Below are 18,313 nucleotides of genomic sequence, written 5' to 3' on the forward strand. Positions count from 1 at the left end.
TCGTAATTTAGAATAAACTATCTCCAAACATACCAATGGTATGCACAATAACACATTCCGAACGTATTATCTGCATACCATCAGTTCATAATCACCTTTCAGTTACTATTCCGCAATCGGGACATGATAGACCGTTGCACTCGCTTCAAAAGTATCCAGTGAACCAAGAGGTTGATAAACAGAAACCACAGCAAATTCATCACCTGCTTTCAGGTTCGACAGGACGGTTTCTGACATATCATTCTCCACTTTCTTCTCAATCGTCTTCGGATCAGACGGCTCGGTATTATCCGTATAAGTGATCATGGTATACAATAAAGTCTCGCTCTCGATCGAACTCCAGGTCAACTTAACGCTATTACCTTCCTGAGCTACTATCGTTCTGATTTCCCTGTTTCTCAAAGTCGAAACATATCTGGAACCATAAATATCCGCTGTTTTTTCTACGTTCAACGATTTATGACCTTCATCATCTTTTGTCACAAATTTGAAAATATAGCTATTCTCAGGCAAATTCAAACTTGTTTCCATCCGCATAATACCTGATTGAGTACGATTGACTTCTACAACAGCAGAATCGCCCCCGTCATTCCAGTAAATTACAGTTTTAGTAATACGAGGATCCGCATTGATCATCCAGGTAAATTTAATACGCTCATTTCCGGGATACGCTTCCAATGAATCTACAACGCCTGTATAGATTTCTTCCCCCCATTTCAGATACTCTTCATGTACATCATTGATATTTTCACAGCTGCTCAATCCTATGATGATACAAATAAACCCTGCAATGTTTTTTATTATACTTTTCATTCTGATTCTCATTTTAATAGTTTATCGATCATTACCCCAGAAAGTCAATTCAGCAATATGCAAATAGGCAGCTCCCGACCATGTACTTTTCACGACAAAACGCAGATAACGTACTTTTTTCAGGTCCAAAGGTGCAGAATACTCGAATCCCTTAGAAGCATACTCCGCATCTTCATTGGTGACAGTTCCGTCTCCGGAAGGTTTCAAGGTGACATAATCGCCCACTTGCACCCAATCATTCTTCCACTCTTCCGTCCAATATTCATCCCCCATTCCTTCTTTATAAGTATCGGTAGCCCATACTTCAAATGTTTTGGGGTTGTAATGTTTATAGAACCAGGACGTACCGTCACGATGATACAGCTTAAAGCGACTCAATTTTGCATCGACACCCAAATCCAGTGTGAAACAGATTGGTATAGAGCCATCTTTTTCTGTTGTATGCCACATACTCGAAAGGCTATTATCAAACATTTTTTCGAATGTATAATTTGTATTCAGGTTCGTACTATTATCCTTTGGCAAAACAAGCCGTTTATGCTTGCTCTTATCCAACTGCATTTCATAATACGGAGAAACCTCCTGTTGAATGGTATCAGAAACATTTCCCCACTTATCAGTCAGATATAATGCAAACACTCGTTTGACATCATCATAACCTCTAAATGAATAGTCACCTTCTTTCATATTCGAATAATATGTTTCGCCATCTTCCAATTCTCCTTTGCTGTTTGTAGCCATTATAGTTAAACCAATCTCCGAGCCCAAACCATTGTTCCAGGTGGCATTGACACCGCCAAAGTCTGCCTGCAATTTAACAGAGCTCAATATAAGATCGACTATCGGCGTCGACGGATTGATGGTCACCACGTACGGTTCGGAAACATTCTCACTATGATCGACGACATATAATGTGATATCTAATGGATCCGTTGTACCCAGACCTTCAATTTCCAAACTGTTTTTATAGATGGAAGACCTCACCACATGCTCCCGGTTATTTACATAATAAACACCCTTCACATACGAAATATCGGTTTCTTTAGGTATTGTATACGATATCTTAGCTCCACCGGGTGTACTTTCTACCTCCACCGCCGTGATCGTCGACGGAGCTGTACCATCTGTTGGAGTTTGTCCGATATGATCTTCCGCACATGATGAGATCAATACCAACAAAAAAAATGAATATATTAACTGTTTCATAATGTTCTCTTTTATTATTTCTACATATTACTCCCAGCCAGGATTCTGTACCAGATTCGAATTAATAGTTATAGAATTCGTTTTGATCGGCCATAGATAATCTTTAGTCTTAAATATACGGTTTGCATAAGTCACCACCGTATAATAAGAGTCGGCCGTTTCCCCTTGATAATTCCAGCCTCTAACCGGTTGGTTCAAATAATCCATAGCTTCTTTCCAACGGCGCAAATCAGCGGAACGTACACCTTCACAAGCCAGTTCGTTCAGACGCTCCTGGTGAATGATCTCCCGCATCCCCTCCTGCGTATTCGGTTTATTAGCCAGTTTGGATTTCTTCCAGGATTCGACAACACCTTTTAGTCCGGCACGTTCCCGAACTTTGTCGGTATATGCATAAACGTCTGCCACAGGAGTAGAGTTTGCCTCATTCAAGGCCTCGGCATATAAAAGATAGAGATCGGACATACGGACTAGCGGGAATGAATAGCGAACGCCGTTGTAAGTATTGGAAGCTGTCCCTGCCGTTGTTTCATAATTGATCAACTTTTTAATAAAGTAGCCGGTCGGAATATGTTCACCCGTACTTCTGAATCCGGATATCTCACTCTTGCGGGCATGTAAATACCACTTATCATTATCCGTGATTTTACCGGCACCTTCAAAAACAGATCTGTCAAATCCCAGAGTTGCATAAAAACGAGGTTCCCGGTTAAAATGAAGTTTGGCTGTTACCTCACCCGGTTCCAGATAAAACTTATCCTTATCCGTAACTTTCTGCGTATCATATCTGTTTTCGTAGTCCCATGAAGGGTCCTCATCGATAGGAATACCATTTTCGGTATAAAATTGTTCTGCAATCTTCAGAGTAGCACATATTTCATTTGTACCGTTCCCCAAATTGTTTACGACCAGGTGAGGCATACAAAGTTTTTGTAAAGCCCCCACATCATGCGTCGATCCCCAAACAACCTCTTTATTCCATTTTTCAGAAAAGGCAGAACGAAGTGTCAACTTTAATGCAGTTGTATCAGATATAGAAGTGGTCGGTCTAAAAGTATGCAATTGATGTCCTGCCAGCTCACAGGTATCTATAGCATTTTTTAGTGCAGTTACCGCACGTTGCCATTTCTCTACTTTAAATTCAGTATCAACCAGTTTCCGTCCCTGATTATCTACAAAATGTATATAATCCGCATTCCCGTTGAATAACGGGCTGGCAGCCCAGACTAAAGCTTTTGCTTTTATTGCAACCGCTATAGGCTGCGTGATACGTCCGGCTTCATTTGTCTTATCAGCAATTTCAAGCGGAAGATCGGGGATAGCTTCATTTATCAAATTCACAATATATTCTACAACATCATCCACCGGCTCCCGATATACACGAACATCTTCCGGAGAAGCCGAAACCGGTAAGTTCTCATCAATGATTGGAACAGGTCCGTATAAAGTCATTAAATAGTAATGATAGTAGGCTTTCAGGAACTTAACTTCCGAAATCCAGCGGCTCCTTTCATACTCCTCCATATCATGCACCCGGTCAATATTTTCCAGAAAAATATTGCAGTCGCGTATTGCCACAAATAATTTCTTCCCGTTTTGTTCGCCATCCCAATAGTTGAGATACGGGTTATTGGCATTCTGACTACCTTTAGCAATATAAGTCACCGGATTGGTAACCCAGTTAGGTTGATCAATATCCCACCATATCTCATCTCCGGTCATCAGCTCCGTACTATTCCAAATATCCGTCGGATTCGGAAGATAACTGTAACAAGTAAAGAAGAAACGTTCTGCTGCCGCCCTGTTATTAAACGATTTCTCTATTGTAGCAATATCATCCGGCACAATATCCAGATAATCTGCACATGAGGTAGAGAAAAAGGTCAATGCAATTATGATCAATCTCGAAAAGTATTTCATAATATTCTGATTTATAAGTTAATATTGACTCCAAAATTAAAGACACGCTGTAACGGGTAATTAAAAGCATTACCAGCCAGCTCAGGATCCCACATTTTAAATTTCGACCAGACACAAAGGTTGTTGCCGGTCACATAAAGCCTCACATTAGCCAGACTTATCGTTTTTACCCATTTTTGAGGCAAAGAATAACCTACTTCCACTGTTTTTAAACGAATGAATGCACCGTCCCGCATAAACCAGGTACTGGCCTGCTCATTATTTTTGACCTGACTAGCCGATAACCTGGGCCACAAAGCGTAAATATTCTTATTGTCTTCAGACCAATGATCATCTGCATAATATTGTAACAAGGCTCTCGGAGCAGTATTTCCTACAAACGGAGCTGTTTTTGCAGGATCAATCCAGAAAGAAGAACGAGCCGACCCCTGGAAGAAACAAGAGAAATCAAGACCTTTATAACCGGCAGAAAGTCCGAAACCATAATTTATTTCCGGTGTTTTCGGAAAACCGATGGGCACCTTGTCGCGATCGTCGATAATCTGGTCGCCGTTAATATCCTTGTACTTGATATCACCGGCTCCGTAATCGCCGAAAGTTTGTTTAGGTGAATTCTTTACTTCTTCTTCGTCCAGGAATAAACGTTCCGCAACCAACCCCCATGTCTGGGATATTTTCTTTCCTTTACGCGACAGCCAAGGTGTATCACTGTAATCGGGTTCTTCATATTCCACATATTCACTACTTGCGTAAGTAAAATTTCCGCGCATAGATACCCATAAATCTTTTGAGAAAGAATGATTATAGTCAAGGGAAATATCTATACCTCCCCCTTTGGCTTTACCAACATTAGCCTGCGGAGTGGCTTGCAATCCCATTGTAGTCGGAATATATGAACGTTCCTGTAGAATATTCGAACGATGTTCCGTAAAATAATCCACCTGCAACTCCAAACTATTCCACAAATTCAACTCAAGTCCCAGGTTCATTTTCTTTCCTATTTCCCAGGTAATGAAAGGATCTTCATAACGAGATATGGAAACACCATTTCTGGTATAATTAAAATATTCGCCGAAAGTAAAACCTTTCCCCGAATCGTTTGCGTTTACTTGGGAAAGATAGAAGAAACGGTCTTTATTCTCTCCGATCTGGTCGTTACCGACCAATCCGTATGTAGCCTTCAACTTTAGTTTACTTAACCACTTGGAATAAGGCTTCATAAAAGACTCATTGGATACTATCCACCCTAAACCGATAGAAGGGAAAAAACCGAAGCGTTCATTCTTAGCAAACCGTTCGGAACCATTGTAACCGAAGTTACCCTCCACAAAATAACGGCTATCGTATCCGTAAGTAAAACGTCCGGCCAATCCTATGTTACGATGCGGAAGAGCCAACTGCAATGTCTCTGCATTACTGTCCACATAATCGCGCATTGTATAAACCAACATTCCGGAAACATTATGCTTATCATTAAATTCCCTCTGATAAGCAAGCGCACCTTCAAAATACAAGGTACTGGTTACCTCCCTGGCCCCGGTTGCAAACTCCAGATATTCTGTACCGCCATCCGGATTCAAGGCTGTCAATTTATATAAGTCCGGACTGTCCGGATTGGCAGAATATGAATAATAAAACGGTTTATATGAATTTGAATTACCCAGTTTAGAATATCGGTTCACATTAAACAAAGCTCTTGCTGATAACCCCTCTGTAATAAAATCCAGCTTCTGCTTTGCCTCAAATTGAGCTAACATGGTCGAACGGCTATATTCCTGATAGCCTTTAACCATATCGGCATAAGGATTCGAATAATTTCCTTCCCCATAATTACCGAAAAGAATATGAGAAGTATATTTATTAGCTTCGTCAGCCGGATAATAAGGTTGGAACAATACAGGACTGGCATTTAACGCTTTCTCATATAAAGACGAACCACCGTCCAGCGGACCGGAATAATCATCAAAAGCTCCATGCAGACGGACAATGATTTCAGTCGATTTTGTCAGGTCTATATTAATGTTTGAACGTAATATATATTTATTGATACTGATATTATTATTAAAATTATTACGTTTATCCATCTGAATGATACCATTGTCCTTATTATAAGCTGCTGCAACATAATAACGGGCAATTTTACCACCACCACTAATACTCATGTTGTAACGCTGATTGAACGTGTGATTGTTGAACAACATATCACGCCAATCAATGGCCGGGTATTGGAGAGGATTTAATCCTTTTTCCGTATTTACTATTTTTGATGTAGAGTAAGGTAATGCTGCCAATGGGTCACGTGTACGCACAGCTTCATTGTGCATACGCATGTAAGTGACCGGATCGGCAATTCCCACTTGTTCTGTCGGAGAAGAGAACGAACCTTCTGCCCGAACGGAAATACTGACTTTTCCCTCTTTTCCTTCTTTGGTACTGACAAGAATAACACCATTCGCACCACGCGCTCCGTAAAGAGCAGTTGCATTGGCGTCCTTCATAATAGAGAAGCTGGCAATATCATCGGTTGTCAAACGGGCCAAGTCCTCTGTCGTCATTTCCACACCATCGATCAGGATCAACGGATTCGACTTTCCGGTACCAAAGGTCGTCACACCACGAATGAAGAAGTCCGAATTATCTTCTCCGGGTTCCCCCGTACGCTGATAAGAGATCATACCGGCAATACGCCCGGAAAAAGCATTTGTCAAGTTACTGGAAGGGACCTTCAGGTCGGAAGGTTTAACCGTTGAAACGGAAGCAATCACACTTTCTTTTTTCTGTTTGGCAAAAGCAACCACCGTAACTTCTTCCAATTCATCCACCTTCGCTTTCAAAGTGACAATCAACTCTTTCTTACTTGCCACAGGGATCGTCTGAGGCTCCATTCCCAAATAAGAGAATATCAGCTTGTCCGAACTTTTTACATCTATACTAAAAGTTCCGTCGATATCCGTCGTGACACCACGAGGAGATCCTTCTACCACAATGGCCACACCTGGTAACGGTTCTCCCGTTTCATCCACTACTTTTCCCGTCACACTTTTTTGCTGTTGCGGAGTCGATGCAGGAACTGGCAGAGATTTCTCTTCCTTCTTTTTTAATACAACCTGACGATCTTTGATATCGTATGTCACTGAAGTATCTTTCAGCAACTTATTTAATACAGACTCAATAGATTCATCTTTGACGGAAACATTTACCTTGCGGTTCGTATCCAACACTTTTTCGTAAAAAAGGAATACAAACTCACTGTTCTGCTCTATATAATTAAAAACGTCTTGTATTGTTTTTTTCTCAAAATGGAAAGTAAACTGTTTTATCTGAGCATAATTCGATACCGAAGCAGCATCAAGATTCAACGAAATTGTCAAAAAAAGATTAACAAAGAAGAGGATTTTTATTTTTTTTATCATCCACTTCATTTTAAATGTATTATAATTCATATCTTTGTGATTTAAGGATTTAACCTGTATGCAAATTGGTTCAATCTAATCATCCGGGTAGTACCGCTAATACTATCCGGATTTTTTATTTTTATCTTTTTATCATCTCATAGGCTTATTAATTTTAAGGTTGAACAAATTATATTATCTCTCTCATTTTACATCTATATAATATTCCCCATCTGTTTTATTCCAACGAATTGGAGCCGATGAAGAGATCAGCACGATCAGGTCGTCCAATGATTGTTTCAGATCAATTTTCCCCTTCATCTTCAGCAAACCGGCATCAGGAGAAATGTGAATTGAAATCCCATAAAAGCGTTCTAACTTTTTAAAGACTTTAGACAATGGCTCGGACTGCAAAACTAACAATCCATTCGTCCATGCAATATAGTCTGAAGCATCAACTTTTTTTATCTCCCCTATTTTCCCTTGATTGACCGCAACCAACTGATCCGGCCTTAATTCTATCCTGTTTTTATGCTGGTCGGACAAACGGACCGATCCTTCAATCAACACAACTTCGTGATCCGAATCCCCTTTGTATGCGTTCACATTAAAGATTGTGCCTAAAACTTTTACATCGAAAGACACTGTTTTAACAATGAACGGAACATTTTCATTTTTAGTTACATCCAAACAGACCTCTCCTTCAACATATATCTCCCTGCTCTCCGAAGAAAATACACGCGGATATACGACACGACTACCGGAATTTATATGGACAGTCGATCCGTCGGAAAGTGTCAAATGAGTATATTTCCCTTTGGGAACAACGATTTGATTAAACTCTTGCTCTTTATTTTTTGATAGAGTATCCGATTGCTCCATCTGGTTGATAGAAACATTTCCTTTAGGTGAGTAACTCACAGATGCCGTATTCTCTTCGACCATCACTTTTTCTTCCGGAGACAAATAGACCTGAATCTGAGAACTATCCAATGTCGGTTCATCCAATAAGGCGACATAAGCATCCAGAGGATCAGAATCCCTGAGCCACAGATACTCAACTGATAAGAACAAGAGCAAAAGCACAGCGGCTACAGTAGAAATAATATAAAGCCGGCGTCTAAACAAAAATCTCTTCTTTCCTTCAATATTCTCCTCTATTCTTTTCCACACCTCGTCTTCGCCTCGTCTCTGTACATTTTCACGGATACGAAGATAAGTCGTCAATCGCTCTGTAACTTTCTGAAATTGTTTATAATCTTTTTCCATTTTTATTGAAATATCATTAGTATAACTGGAAAAAGACTTTTTACTCCTCACTTTTTGAGTAAAAAATTCATTTTTTATTTTCTGTCCCCATTATTTTCCTGAGTTTGGCAACGGAACGGGCGACCAGATTCATACAAGAATGTGTGTTAATATCCAAAGATACAGACATTTCATCCCATGAAAATTCTTTTATATAATAAAGGTAAACTGCATTTTTTTGGTTATCCGACAACTGAGCATAGGCTTTCACTAATAATCTACTTTTTTCAAGATAATCATCTTCCTTTTCAAATAATCTCACCAGTTCAATATCCTCGATCAGAAAATCTATGGTTAAATTCTCTTCCAAACTCACACTTTCCATAACCATATTAGACCTGTCGATCAGGAGGTTTCTCAATGCCCTGTATAAATAAGCTTTTACATATTCAATCGGGGTTAATGAATCAGAAGTAAAAAGCTTGACAAATAAGTCCTGAATACAATCTTTAGACATCTCGTCATCAAAACGAAAAGACAAAGCATAAGCCAATAGTGGAGAATAATAACGTCGGTAAAGTTGTTCAAAAGCTGCTTTATCCTTTTCTATTATCAAAATCCACAATTGTGCATCAGACATTTCAGTATATCTCATTTCCCCCTCCATTAGCTCAGACAAAGTTTTTCATGCTCACCCGAAAATAAGTCGGACTTAGTTCTGATAGAACTAAGGTTTTTAGACTGTTTTTAGGCCTGAATAATAAGGAGTTAAGAAAAAGGAAGAGGACGTCTTTTTTTAGTGATGTGGAGCTAACTTGTTTAAAATAAACTATATTTGCGTGTTAGAAAAGGTTTAGTTCTATCAGTACTAAATACTTATTTATAAAAAATAACTCTGCTTTTATAGCTAATTAGTATAAAAGCAGAGCCTTTTTCTATATAAAATTAGTATTATTCTACCGTTTCGCCAAATAATGTAGCAGAAGAAGCACGGGTAATCCGCACCTTCACAAACTGTCCGACTTTATAGTTCTTCTTATCAAAAATAACGACTTTGTTCTGACTGGTACGACCGAACAACTGTTCGCGGGAACGTTTGGAGAAGCCTTCGATCAACACTTCAAATTCTTTTCCGATATCACGCAGATTACTTTCTTCCGACAACTTATTTTGCAGGTCGATCATTCCCTGCAAGCGGCGCACTTTTTCTTCTTCCGATACAGTATCCGGAAGATGTTTGGCTGCATAAGTGCCAGGACGTTCGGAATATTTGAACAGGAAAGCTGCATCATACTTGACTTCACGCATCAATGAAAGCGTTTCCTGATAATCCTCTTCCGTTTCCGAATGGAAGCCGCAAAACAAATCGGTTGCGATAGACGCTTCGGGAACGATGCGTCGGATAGCAGCGATACGGTCCAGATACCATTCGCGGGTATATTTCCGGTTCATCACTTTCAGTATCTTCGAACTTCCCGACTGGGCCGGAAGATGGATATACTTACAGATATTATCATGGGCGGCAATCACACGGAGCGTATCATCACTCATATCTTTCGGATGAGATGTCACAAAACGGATACGCATTTCGGGAGCTTCCAAAGCCACACGTTCCAGCAACATCGGGAACGTTACGGTTTCGCCATCCTTCTCAAAAGCATACGAATTCACATTCTGCCCCAACAACGTTGCTTCCTTAAAGCCTTTGTCACGCATATCCCGTATCTCGTTCAGGATACTTTCCACATCCCGGCTACGTTCACGACCGCGGGTATAAGGTACAATGCAATACGTACAAAAATTATTGCATCCGCGCATGATCGACACAAAACCGGAGATATGCACACCACCCAATTTCAGCGGCATCACATCTTTATAGGTCTCCTGCGTGGAGAGCTCCACATTGATCGCTTTTTCACCATGCTCTACGGCCCCTACCAGGTTCGGCAGGTCCATATAAGAGTCCGGCCCGACAACCAGGTCCGCATGATGCACATTGATCAACTCTTCTTTCACCCGTTCGGCCATACATCCCAATACACCGACAATCAGCGATTTCTTTTTGCGTTTAAGCGACTGGAAATACTGTAGCCTTCCGTAAATTTTCTGTTCCGCATTATCACGCACAGAACAGGTATTCACAAAAACAGCATCCGCTTCTTCAATTTTGTCAGTCATGGCATATCCATCCATTTTCATAATGGAAGCGACTACCTCACTGTCCGCTACATTCATCTGGCACCCGTAAGTTTCGATGAACAACTTTTTCTCCTCAAATCCGGCTGCAGATTTTAAGTCTGCGCCATTTTCCTGATTCGCCATTTTGTCCTTGTTAATAAAATTTAAAATCTTACGTTCTATAAAAATAAACCTCCAAAGGTTTGCACAGTTCAAATTCGACTGCTATATTTGCATACGAAAAACGTAAATTTTTTCATAGTTAAGGTTTTGGTTAAATCGAATAAGGGTGGCTGTGAAGTTACCCTTATTTACTTTTATACTGCTTATATTACTTACCTCTTTCACTATTCAATTATTCTTCTTACATTTGGAGTGCAAAAATAATCAAAGTTATGGATAACTTAGGCGATTGGATCTATATTGTTTTTCTGATAATTGCCGCCGTGAGCGGTTTATTCAGTTCAAAAAACAAAAAAAAGCGCCCGACACAGGTACTCGGACAGCCCGGACATGACACGTTCCCTGAAGAAAATACATCTTCGGGCAAAGGTTTCTGGGAAATTCTGGAAGAAGTAAAAAATGTGTCGCCACAACAACCGGCTCCGGTCAAAGCCACTTCCGGTAAAAAGAATTTGAAAAAAGAGGCGCAGACTCCGAAAGCTTTCCTTTCCGCAGAAAAAGAAATCCATCAATCCAAAGTCAGTACGTCCCGCCCTATGGCCTTTCCGTATGAAGAAGAACACACCATGCTGGAAGATATTGAGTTCAATAATATCGAAGAGTTAAGAAAAGCTGTTATTTACTCAGAAATACTTAACCGTAAGTATTGATCTATCTTCTTTTTTAATACCTTTGCAGCCGTTTAGCTGACTAACAAGTATTTATCTAATAAAAAAAATAATATCATGGCTTTAAAATTCATTACAGCTGAAGAAGCTGCTTCGTTCGTACATCACGACGACAATGTGGGATTCAGTGGTTTTACACCTGCCGGATGTCCGAAAGTTGTTCCGGGAGCCATTGCAAAAAAAGCGATGGAGGAACATGAAAAAGGTAATCCTTTCCAGATCGGTATGTTTACCGGCGCTTCTACCGGTGATAAGCTGGACGGCGAACTGGCACGTGCCAACGCTATCAAGTTCCGTACTCCATATCAATCGAACAAAGACCTCCGCGCATTGTTGAATTCTCACGGAGCACAGTATTTCGATATGCACCTTTCCGAACTGGCGCAAGACCTGCGCTACGGTTTCCTGGGTAAAATCGATGTAGCGATCGTTGAAGCAGCCGATGTAACAGAAGACGGTGAAATCGTTCCGACCAGTGGCGTCGGTATCCTGCCGACTATCTGCCGGATGGCTGACCGTATTATTATTGAATTGAACAGCCGCCACCCGAAAGAAATTCGTGGCATGCATGATATTTATGAACCGGCCGATCCTCCTTATCGCCGTGAAATTCCTGTTTATACTCCTTCCGACCGTATCGGTACACCTTATGTAAAGGTAGATCCGGCTAAGATCGTCGGCATTGTTAAAACAGAAGAACCGAACGAAGGTGGTAAGTTCTCTCCGCTGGATGACGTTACAATGGCTATCGGTAAGAATGTTGCCGACTTCCTGGTTAGCGAAATCAAAGCAGGCCGTCTGCCGAAAGAATTCGTTCCCCTGCAGAGTGGTGTAGGCAACGTTGCCAATGCTGTTTTAGGCTGTATGGGAGCTAACGAAGAAATCCCGGCATTTAATGTATATACAGAAGTTATCCAGGATGCTGTTATCAGCCTGATGAAAGAAGGCCGCGTTAAATTCGCCAGTGGTTGCTCTTTATCTGTAAGCAACGAAGTGATCCGCGAAATTTATGCGAACCTCGATTTCTTCAAGGATAAAATCCTTCTTCGTCCGCAGGAAATTTCCAACAACCCGGAAGTTGCCCGCCGTTTAGGTCTGATCGCTATCAACACAGCATTGGAAGCCGACATCTTCGGTAACATCAACTCTACCCACGTATCAGGAACAAGAATGATGAACGGTATCGGTGGCTCAGGCGACTTTACCCGTTCAGCTATGCTGTCTATCTTCACGACTCCTTCTACAGCCAAAGAAGGTAAGATCAGTGCTTTCGTTCCGATGGTTTCTCACCTGGATCATAGCGAACACTCTGTAAAGATCATCATCACAGAATACGGTGTAGCCGACCTGCGTGGTAAATCGCCGATCGAACGTGCAAACTGTATCATTGACAATTGCGTTCATCCGGATTACAAGCCGTTATTGAGAGAATATCTGGCAATGGGTGTAAAAGGTCACACTCCGCAGAACCTGAAATGTTGCTTCGCTTTCCACGAAGAACTGGCAGCAAGCGGTGACATGCACAATGTAGACTGGAGCAAATACAACAAATAATTATCACATATTAATAGCACGCAGAACAATGAGTAATCTGTCTGCGTGCTATTCTTTTCCCTCCTTTTATTTCTTTTTGACACAAAACAGACCTTTATAAGAACACTACTATTTCTCTTTTTCTTCCTTCCAGACAAACTTCAAATACAAATATTAACACATTCTCTAAAAAACATCTACCTTCCATCTCGTTTTAAATAAAATGTAAGTTCGTTTTAAACGAAAAAAAATTCCTTTTAAATAAAATGGGGGACCATTTAAAGAGATATTTTTGTTAATTATAGTAAAAACACCTATTAAAAGTAACCATATCCAGACCCTAAAGTATGCTTTTTAGCAGTTTTCATCTTCTATTTCACCACTGAAACAGATATAAATATAAACATCACAATATCACCATAAGGAATAAATATATAACACATTGAAAAGCCCAAACCACAAATAAAATCCAACCGACACAATAACCGGCCAATCAGCAACACAACGACCTCCGACAACTTCTATTAAAACGCATCTGATTCAATTGACTTGATAAAGGACACAGAGGGGACAACCATAGGATAGGTGAATTGTCATTTTGATATATTTCCAATAAACCAAAACTGAATAGTATCCTAAACAAGTTTTTATTAGTAAAATAATAAAGAGTATATCTATTTGTCAGCACGAAACTTTTTCTGTAACTTCCCGACGTTTCCTTAGCACTATGAGACAGTGAACCATAAAACGATTAATAACATGAAACTTGTGAAACTTTTTTTACTGGTAGTTGTGGTATTTTGTTCAAGTTGTTGTTTGTTTAGTGCTAAAGACGGAAAATTTAAGAAAGATGGGAAATGGAGAGGATAAAACAAATGTGTGGAAATTTCGCTTAACGGACAAGATTGCGAATATCTCGCAAGTATCGATAGAGGAGAATACGGAGTTTTGGATCGAATCGATGAAATTATGGTTTTACGGCTATAAGACATCGAAAAATTATAAAGTGACCATCTGGGGCAGGAAAGTGGATTTCTCTTTTTCCATCGCACCTGTGGGAATGCCGACAGACTACCCTCCCGTTATTGCGGCACCTCAAAAAAAGAAGAGAACTGCACCGCTTCCACCGGAGCAACGCGCTTATGTGAATTCGTTGAAGGTTAAAATAAAAGAGTTGAAGGAACATCTTCCTGAACTTCCGGATGAAGCGATGGAAAAGCGGTACTGGGATTATTTAGATCGCCAGTCTTTTATTGATAATCTGCAATGTGCAGCTGTTGCCTGGGATAATAAGGAAGCGGATATGATTGTGAAATGCCGCGAGGCAAGCGAGTATCTGGCTAGAATGTTACCTGCTCTACAAGCTATGCACTTACCGGACGAGTTGATGCGTGATGATACGAAGTTCTCTTTGGCATTGGCGAGGGTTCTACAGTTTGCCCGAATCGTGGAAGAGAATGCAGAGAAGAACCGGATCGATTTACCAGTTCAACTGCATGAGTTGATTGTTTTCATAGATGATTTTACCGACCGGATGATTGAGGGAGGAAATAAACTGTTCGGTATAGAACGGAGAATGACTTTGGATGAGCATAACGCCTCTCTGGAATTGGATGGAGAAGCGTTGTATGGAGACAAACCGATAGAAGAACGGTTGGTCATGCTGCAAACGCTTTGGGAAAATCGCCTATTGTCACCAGTCGACCGAATAGAGTATCTGGAACAAGCGATAGAACTCGTAAAAAAGCAAAATCGTAAAAGGCAGGAGATTATACCGTGTCCGCATGAAGTACTGATAAAAAAGCATCTTTCAGCCATTCACACGTATGTCAAGGAACTGGAGGATGAAGGTGAAACGGTTTGGCGTCGGCGAATGGCCGAAGGCATGGCAGAGAGTCTGGTCTCATGGAGAGAGGCTGCAGGAGAACCTCCTTTGTCGGTAGAAGACTTTGCATCTCAAATTGATTTACAGTCCTTGCATATAAAGACAGAAGAGCAAGAAGATGGCCGTATTCTGTATGAGTTGGAACTCTATTTCCAAGACAGGGATGATTCCTTTGCGGGACATATAATGTATGCCCTTGTCAAGAATCATGTCGTGAAGGAAATTACATTAATGGGGTAAGATTTCCTTTTTATAGAGTATTTTATGTTCCATCCGGTAGAAAATAAAATTCCTTCCGAAAGAAATCTGAATTTCTCCCGGAAGGAATCCTTTTCACCAGCAAAGACCTTCGTCTTTATCAGGCTATTTATTTCGGTTGTTTTCCGATATAAGCCAAAATACCACCGTCTACATACAACACATGTCCGTTTACGAAATCGGAAGCATCGGAAGCCAGGAACACAGCCGGTCCCATCAGATCTTCCGGAGTTCCCCAACGGGCTGCCGGTGTCTTGGCAATGATGAAAGAGTCGAACGGATGACGTGAACCGTCCGGCTGAAGTTCACGAAGCGGAGCCGTCTGCGGTGTCGCGATATAACCCGGACCAATACCGTTACACTGGATGTTATATTCGCCGTATTCAGAAGCGATATTGCGTGTCAGCATTTTCAGGCCACCTTTAGCTGCGGCATAGGCAGAAACTGTTTCACGTCCCAGTTCACTCATCATCGAACAGATATTGATAATCTTTCCGTGACCTTTTTTGATCATTGAAGGGATAACTGCTTTTGAAACGATGAACGGAGCATTCAGGTCGACATCGATCACCTGGCGGAACTCGGCAGCCGTCATTTCGTGCATCGGAATACGCTTGATAATACCGGCATTGTTTACCAGAATATCGATCACGCCTACTTCTTTTTCGATCTGAGCAACCATCGCATTTACCTGTTCTTCGTTGGTCACGTCGCAAACATAACCTTTGGCATCGATACCTTCTGCCTTATAGGCAGCCAGACCTTTATCCACCAGCTCCTGTTTGATGTCATTGAAGACGATCTTTGCACCTGCCTGAGAAAAAGCAGTAGCCAACGCAAAACCAATCCCGTAAGAAGCACCTGTTACAAGTGCCACTTTTCCTTCTAATGAGAAATTTACCATTTTAGTATTCGATTTATTTTAAGTCTGTAATTTTAGAAAAATCCTGATCGCCATAATCCAGGTTTTCACCACCCATACCCCAGATAAAAGTATAATTATGAGTAGCGGCCGCACTGTGGATAGACCATTCCGGAGACAGAACAGCCTGGTCGCCTTTCATCCAGATATGGCGGGTTTCGTCTACTTCACCCATAAAATGACAGATAGCCTGATCTTCCGGAATATCGAAATAGAAATAAGCTTCCATACGACGGCTATGAACATGTGCCGGCATCGTATTCCATACACTACCCGGTTTCAGTTCGGTCATACCCATCTGCAACTGGCAGGTAGGCAATACCTGATTCACGATCATCTTGTTGATATTACGGTCGTTCGACATTTCCAGCGACCCCATAGCAGCCACAACAGCATCCGCCTTGGTCACTTTTTTATCCGGATAATTACGATGAGCCGTAGTCGAATTAAAATAGAATTTAGCAGGATTCTTGGCATCTTTGCTTTCAAATGTCACTTCGCGATCACCCGAACCCAGGTAAAGCGCTTCTTTAAAGTCCAGTTCAAAAGTTGCATCACCCGCTTTTACAATACCGGGACCACCGACACTGAAAATACCTATTTCACGGCGTGTCAGGAAATAAGGAGCTTTCAACGGATCGATCGCTTCCAGTTTCAGGACCTCACCCACAGGCATGGCGCCACCCACAATCATACGATCGTACATGGAATAAACCATATTCACTTCATTCGGTGCGAAAACCGTTTCGATCAGGAAATCCCGACGAATACGTTTCGTATCATATTGCTTCGCATCTTCCGGATGCGCAGCATAACGCAATTCATAATTTGTTTTCATCTTCTTATCTGTATTTAATTTTCAATTTTCAATTCTCCACTTTCAATTACTTAAGCGCATGATCTGCCTTTACGTCACTTTCACCTTTCCAGGCACGCAGGTTTGTCCACTCCGCATAAGGAGCCGACCAGAATTCATTTGAAGCCGGCAACCCCAATGCCAGCAAACCGACAGCACACAGATAGACACTCCCTGTATTAATATAAGACTCAGACATATCGATTTGTTCACCGGTAAAACCGACACGCAACCACCCGTTGGCATCGAAGTTCTTCGGCGATTTCATCTGGTTACGGATCACTGCTGTCATAGCACAACGCACCTGAGCCGGTTTTACCCGTTCGGGCAACACCTGCATCAAACTAGCCTGTGCCAATGCATGAAATGCACCGAAACGGTACACGATAGAACGACCGACTACAGGGAAAGTTCCTTCCGGAGAGATAAAACGTTCCAACTGTTCTGCATAACGGGTCAAGCGAGGCAACTGGGTATCGACAAAATCGGCACCTTCCAGATTATGCTTTTTCATAACCAGCAATACATCTGTCAGCATCGGATGGATAACAAAACTATTATAGTAGTCCATGTGGAAAGCAGGGCCGTCACCATACAAGGCATCCCCTTTATACCAGTCATCACGGAATTTCTTAACACCATAAGTCAGACGGTCCATATCACACTCACCGGTAAATTCCAGCAAAGCCGCCTCAACTGTCGAAGCAAATAAAAGCCAGTTGTTATCCCAGGGTTTGATGGCACGACTGCGTTTAAATTCAGTAATCATCCATTCTTTAGCCTGCGAATCCAACTTATCCCACAATTGCGTTCTCGCCCGTAACAAACCTTGCGCCAGAAAAGCGGCATCCACCAAAGGCTGATAAGGTTTTCCAAATACCAGATAGTCGGGAGATTCCGGATTGACGGCATTCTTCAGTCCTTTTACCGCCAGACGGATATATTTATCGCGTAGCTGACCTTCCGGTGTATTATCCGGCCCCAATTCCAGCCAGGGAGAAATACCACAGATCAGACGGCCTACAGCTTCCAGGTGAGAGAAATCACTCCTGTCTTTCGACAGAGATTCATAGGGCATATTCTTCTTCAACGTATTGTTACTCAGATTCGTCAATACCGGATCAGCAATACGGGTCAATGTTTCTACCCAAAAAGCACGGTCTTCCGCCCCGCTCTGCTGTGCTTTACCATTCAATGAAAAACACAGGAAACATACTAAAAAAGCAGTTGTTTTTATCAGATTAGTCATAA

Annotated in this window: 13 protein-coding genes; 3 read left to right on the forward strand and 10 right to left on the reverse strand. The window is 41.4% G+C overall.

The features are described from left to right. Positions 1 to 105: 105 nt before the first annotated feature. From DWX23_RS17765 to miaB, 7 genes are all read right to left on the reverse strand, one after another. Positions 106 to 813 (reverse strand): DUF4998 domain-containing protein, encoded by a 708-nt coding sequence (locus DWX23_RS17765; RefSeq protein WP_122375441.1) that lies wholly within the window; start codon positions 811 to 813, stop codon positions 106 to 108. 21 nt (positions 814 to 834) lie between these two features. Further along, positions 835 to 2,019, reverse strand: a complete 1,185-nt coding sequence (locus DWX23_RS17770) for a DUF5000 domain-containing lipoprotein (protein WP_122375442.1) — start codon at positions 2,017 to 2,019, stop codon at positions 835 to 837. A 27-nt stretch (positions 2,020 to 2,046) separates the two neighbouring features. Continuing rightward, entirely contained in the window at positions 2,047 to 3,939 is a 1,893-nt protein-coding gene (locus DWX23_RS17775) for a RagB/SusD family nutrient uptake outer membrane protein (RefSeq protein ID WP_122375443.1), read from the reverse strand. Positions 3,940 to 3,950: 11 nt separating this feature from the next. After that, a complete protein-coding gene (locus DWX23_RS17780; RefSeq protein WP_122375444.1) occupies positions 3,951 to 7,382 on the reverse strand; it encodes a TonB-dependent receptor in 3,432 nt (1,143 codons plus the stop codon). A 153-nt stretch (positions 7,383 to 7,535) separates the two neighbouring features. Then, positions 7,536 to 8,600 carry a FecR family protein gene (locus DWX23_RS17785; protein WP_122375445.1) on the reverse strand — a complete coding sequence of 355 codons (1,065 nt, stop codon included), beginning with the start codon at positions 8,598 to 8,600 and terminating at the stop codon, positions 7,536 to 7,538. A gap of 67 nt (positions 8,601 to 8,667) precedes the next feature. Continuing rightward, the gene (locus tag DWX23_RS17790; protein ID WP_229801161.1) at positions 8,668 to 9,234 is read right to left on the reverse strand and encodes an RNA polymerase sigma factor; all 567 of its coding nucleotides are present in this window, start codon (positions 9,232 to 9,234) and stop codon (positions 8,668 to 8,670) included. Between the two features lie 296 nt (positions 9,235 to 9,530). Then, positions 9,531 to 10,901: a tRNA (N6-isopentenyl adenosine(37)-C2)-methylthiotransferase MiaB gene (gene miaB / locus DWX23_RS17795; protein ID WP_122375446.1), complete on the reverse strand. Its 1,371-nt coding sequence runs from the start codon at positions 10,899 to 10,901 to the stop codon at positions 9,531 to 9,533. A gap of 251 nt (positions 10,902 to 11,152) precedes the next feature. Between miaB and DWX23_RS17800 the strand changes: the two genes are divergently transcribed. From DWX23_RS17800 to DWX23_RS17810, 3 genes are all read left to right on the forward strand, one after another. After that, positions 11,153 to 11,590, forward strand: coding sequence for a hypothetical protein (locus DWX23_RS17800; RefSeq protein WP_122375447.1), 438 nt, complete (start codon positions 11,153 to 11,155; stop codon positions 11,588 to 11,590). Positions 11,591 to 11,665: 75 nt separating this feature from the next. Next, entirely contained in the window at positions 11,666 to 13,162 is a 1,497-nt protein-coding gene (locus DWX23_RS17805) for an acetyl-CoA hydrolase/transferase family protein (RefSeq protein WP_122354203.1), read from the forward strand. An 829-nt stretch (positions 13,163 to 13,991) separates the two neighbouring features. Then, positions 13,992 to 15,266 carry a hypothetical protein gene (locus tag DWX23_RS17810; RefSeq protein WP_122375448.1) on the forward strand — a complete coding sequence of 425 codons (1,275 nt, stop codon included), beginning with the start codon at positions 13,992 to 13,994 and terminating at the stop codon, positions 15,264 to 15,266. Positions 15,267 to 15,393: 127 nt separating this feature from the next. On the opposite strand, the gene DWX23_RS17815 is transcribed toward DWX23_RS17810, so the two are convergent. The 3 genes from DWX23_RS17815 to DWX23_RS17825 are packed head-to-tail and all read right to left on the reverse strand — an operon-like array spanning position 15,394 to position 18,311. Further along, complete coding sequence (locus DWX23_RS17815) at positions 15,394 to 16,188, reverse strand: gluconate 5-dehydrogenase (protein ID WP_122354201.1); 795 nt, start codon at positions 16,186 to 16,188, stop codon at positions 15,394 to 15,396. Between the two features lie 13 nt (positions 16,189 to 16,201). Continuing rightward, a complete protein-coding gene (gene kduI / locus DWX23_RS17820) occupies positions 16,202 to 17,044 on the reverse strand; it encodes a 5-dehydro-4-deoxy-D-glucuronate isomerase (protein WP_122354200.1) in 843 nt (280 codons plus the stop codon). Between the two features lie 46 nt (positions 17,045 to 17,090). After that, complete coding sequence (locus DWX23_RS17825) at positions 17,091 to 18,311, reverse strand: DUF2264 domain-containing protein (RefSeq protein WP_122354199.1); 1,221 nt, start codon at positions 18,309 to 18,311, stop codon at positions 17,091 to 17,093. Positions 18,312 to 18,313 lie beyond the last annotated feature (2 nt).

This window comes from Parabacteroides sp. AF18-52, assembly GCF_003479145.1.
Taxonomy (GTDB): Bacteria; Bacteroidota; Bacteroidia; order Bacteroidales; family Tannerellaceae; genus Parabacteroides; species Parabacteroides faecis.

Coding starts and splice junctions, on each gene's coding strand:
- DWX23_RS17790 (WP_229801161.1), bottom strand. CDS start 9,234: ATGAGATATACTGAAATGTCTGATGCACAATTGTGGATTTTGATAATA.
- DWX23_RS17825 (WP_122354199.1), bottom strand. CDS start 18,311: ATGACTAATCTGATAAAAACAACTGCTTTTTTAGTATGTTTCCTGTGT.
- DWX23_RS17775 (WP_122375443.1), bottom strand. CDS start 3,939: ATGAAATACTTTTCGAGATTGATCATAATTGCATTGACCTTTTTCTCT.
- DWX23_RS17800 (WP_122375447.1), top strand. CDS start 11,153: ATGGATAACTTAGGCGATTGGATCTATATTGTTTTTCTGATAATTGCC.
- kduI (WP_122354200.1), bottom strand. CDS start 17,044: ATGAAAACAAATTATGAATTGCGTTATGCTGCGCATCCGGAAGATGCG.
- DWX23_RS17780 (WP_122375444.1), bottom strand. CDS start 7,382: ATGAATTATAATACATTTAAAATGAAGTGGATGATAAAAAAAATAAAA.
- DWX23_RS17770 (WP_122375442.1), bottom strand. CDS start 2,019: ATGAAACAGTTAATATATTCATTTTTTTTGTTGGTATTGATCTCATCA.
- DWX23_RS17815 (WP_122354201.1), bottom strand. CDS start 16,188: ATGGTAAATTTCTCATTAGAAGGAAAAGTGGCACTTGTAACAGGTGCT.
- DWX23_RS17805 (WP_122354203.1), top strand. CDS start 11,666: ATGGCTTTAAAATTCATTACAGCTGAAGAAGCTGCTTCGTTCGTACAT.
- DWX23_RS17765 (WP_122375441.1), bottom strand. CDS start 813: ATGAAAAGTATAATAAAAAACATTGCAGGGTTTATTTGTATCATCATA.
- miaB (WP_122375446.1), bottom strand. CDS start 10,901: ATGGCGAATCAGGAAAATGGCGCAGACTTAAAATCTGCAGCCGGATTT.
- DWX23_RS17810 (WP_122375448.1), top strand. CDS start 13,992: ATGGGAAATGGAGAGGATAAAACAAATGTGTGGAAATTTCGCTTAACG.
- DWX23_RS17785 (WP_122375445.1), bottom strand. CDS start 8,600: ATGGAAAAAGATTATAAACAATTTCAGAAAGTTACAGAGCGATTGACG.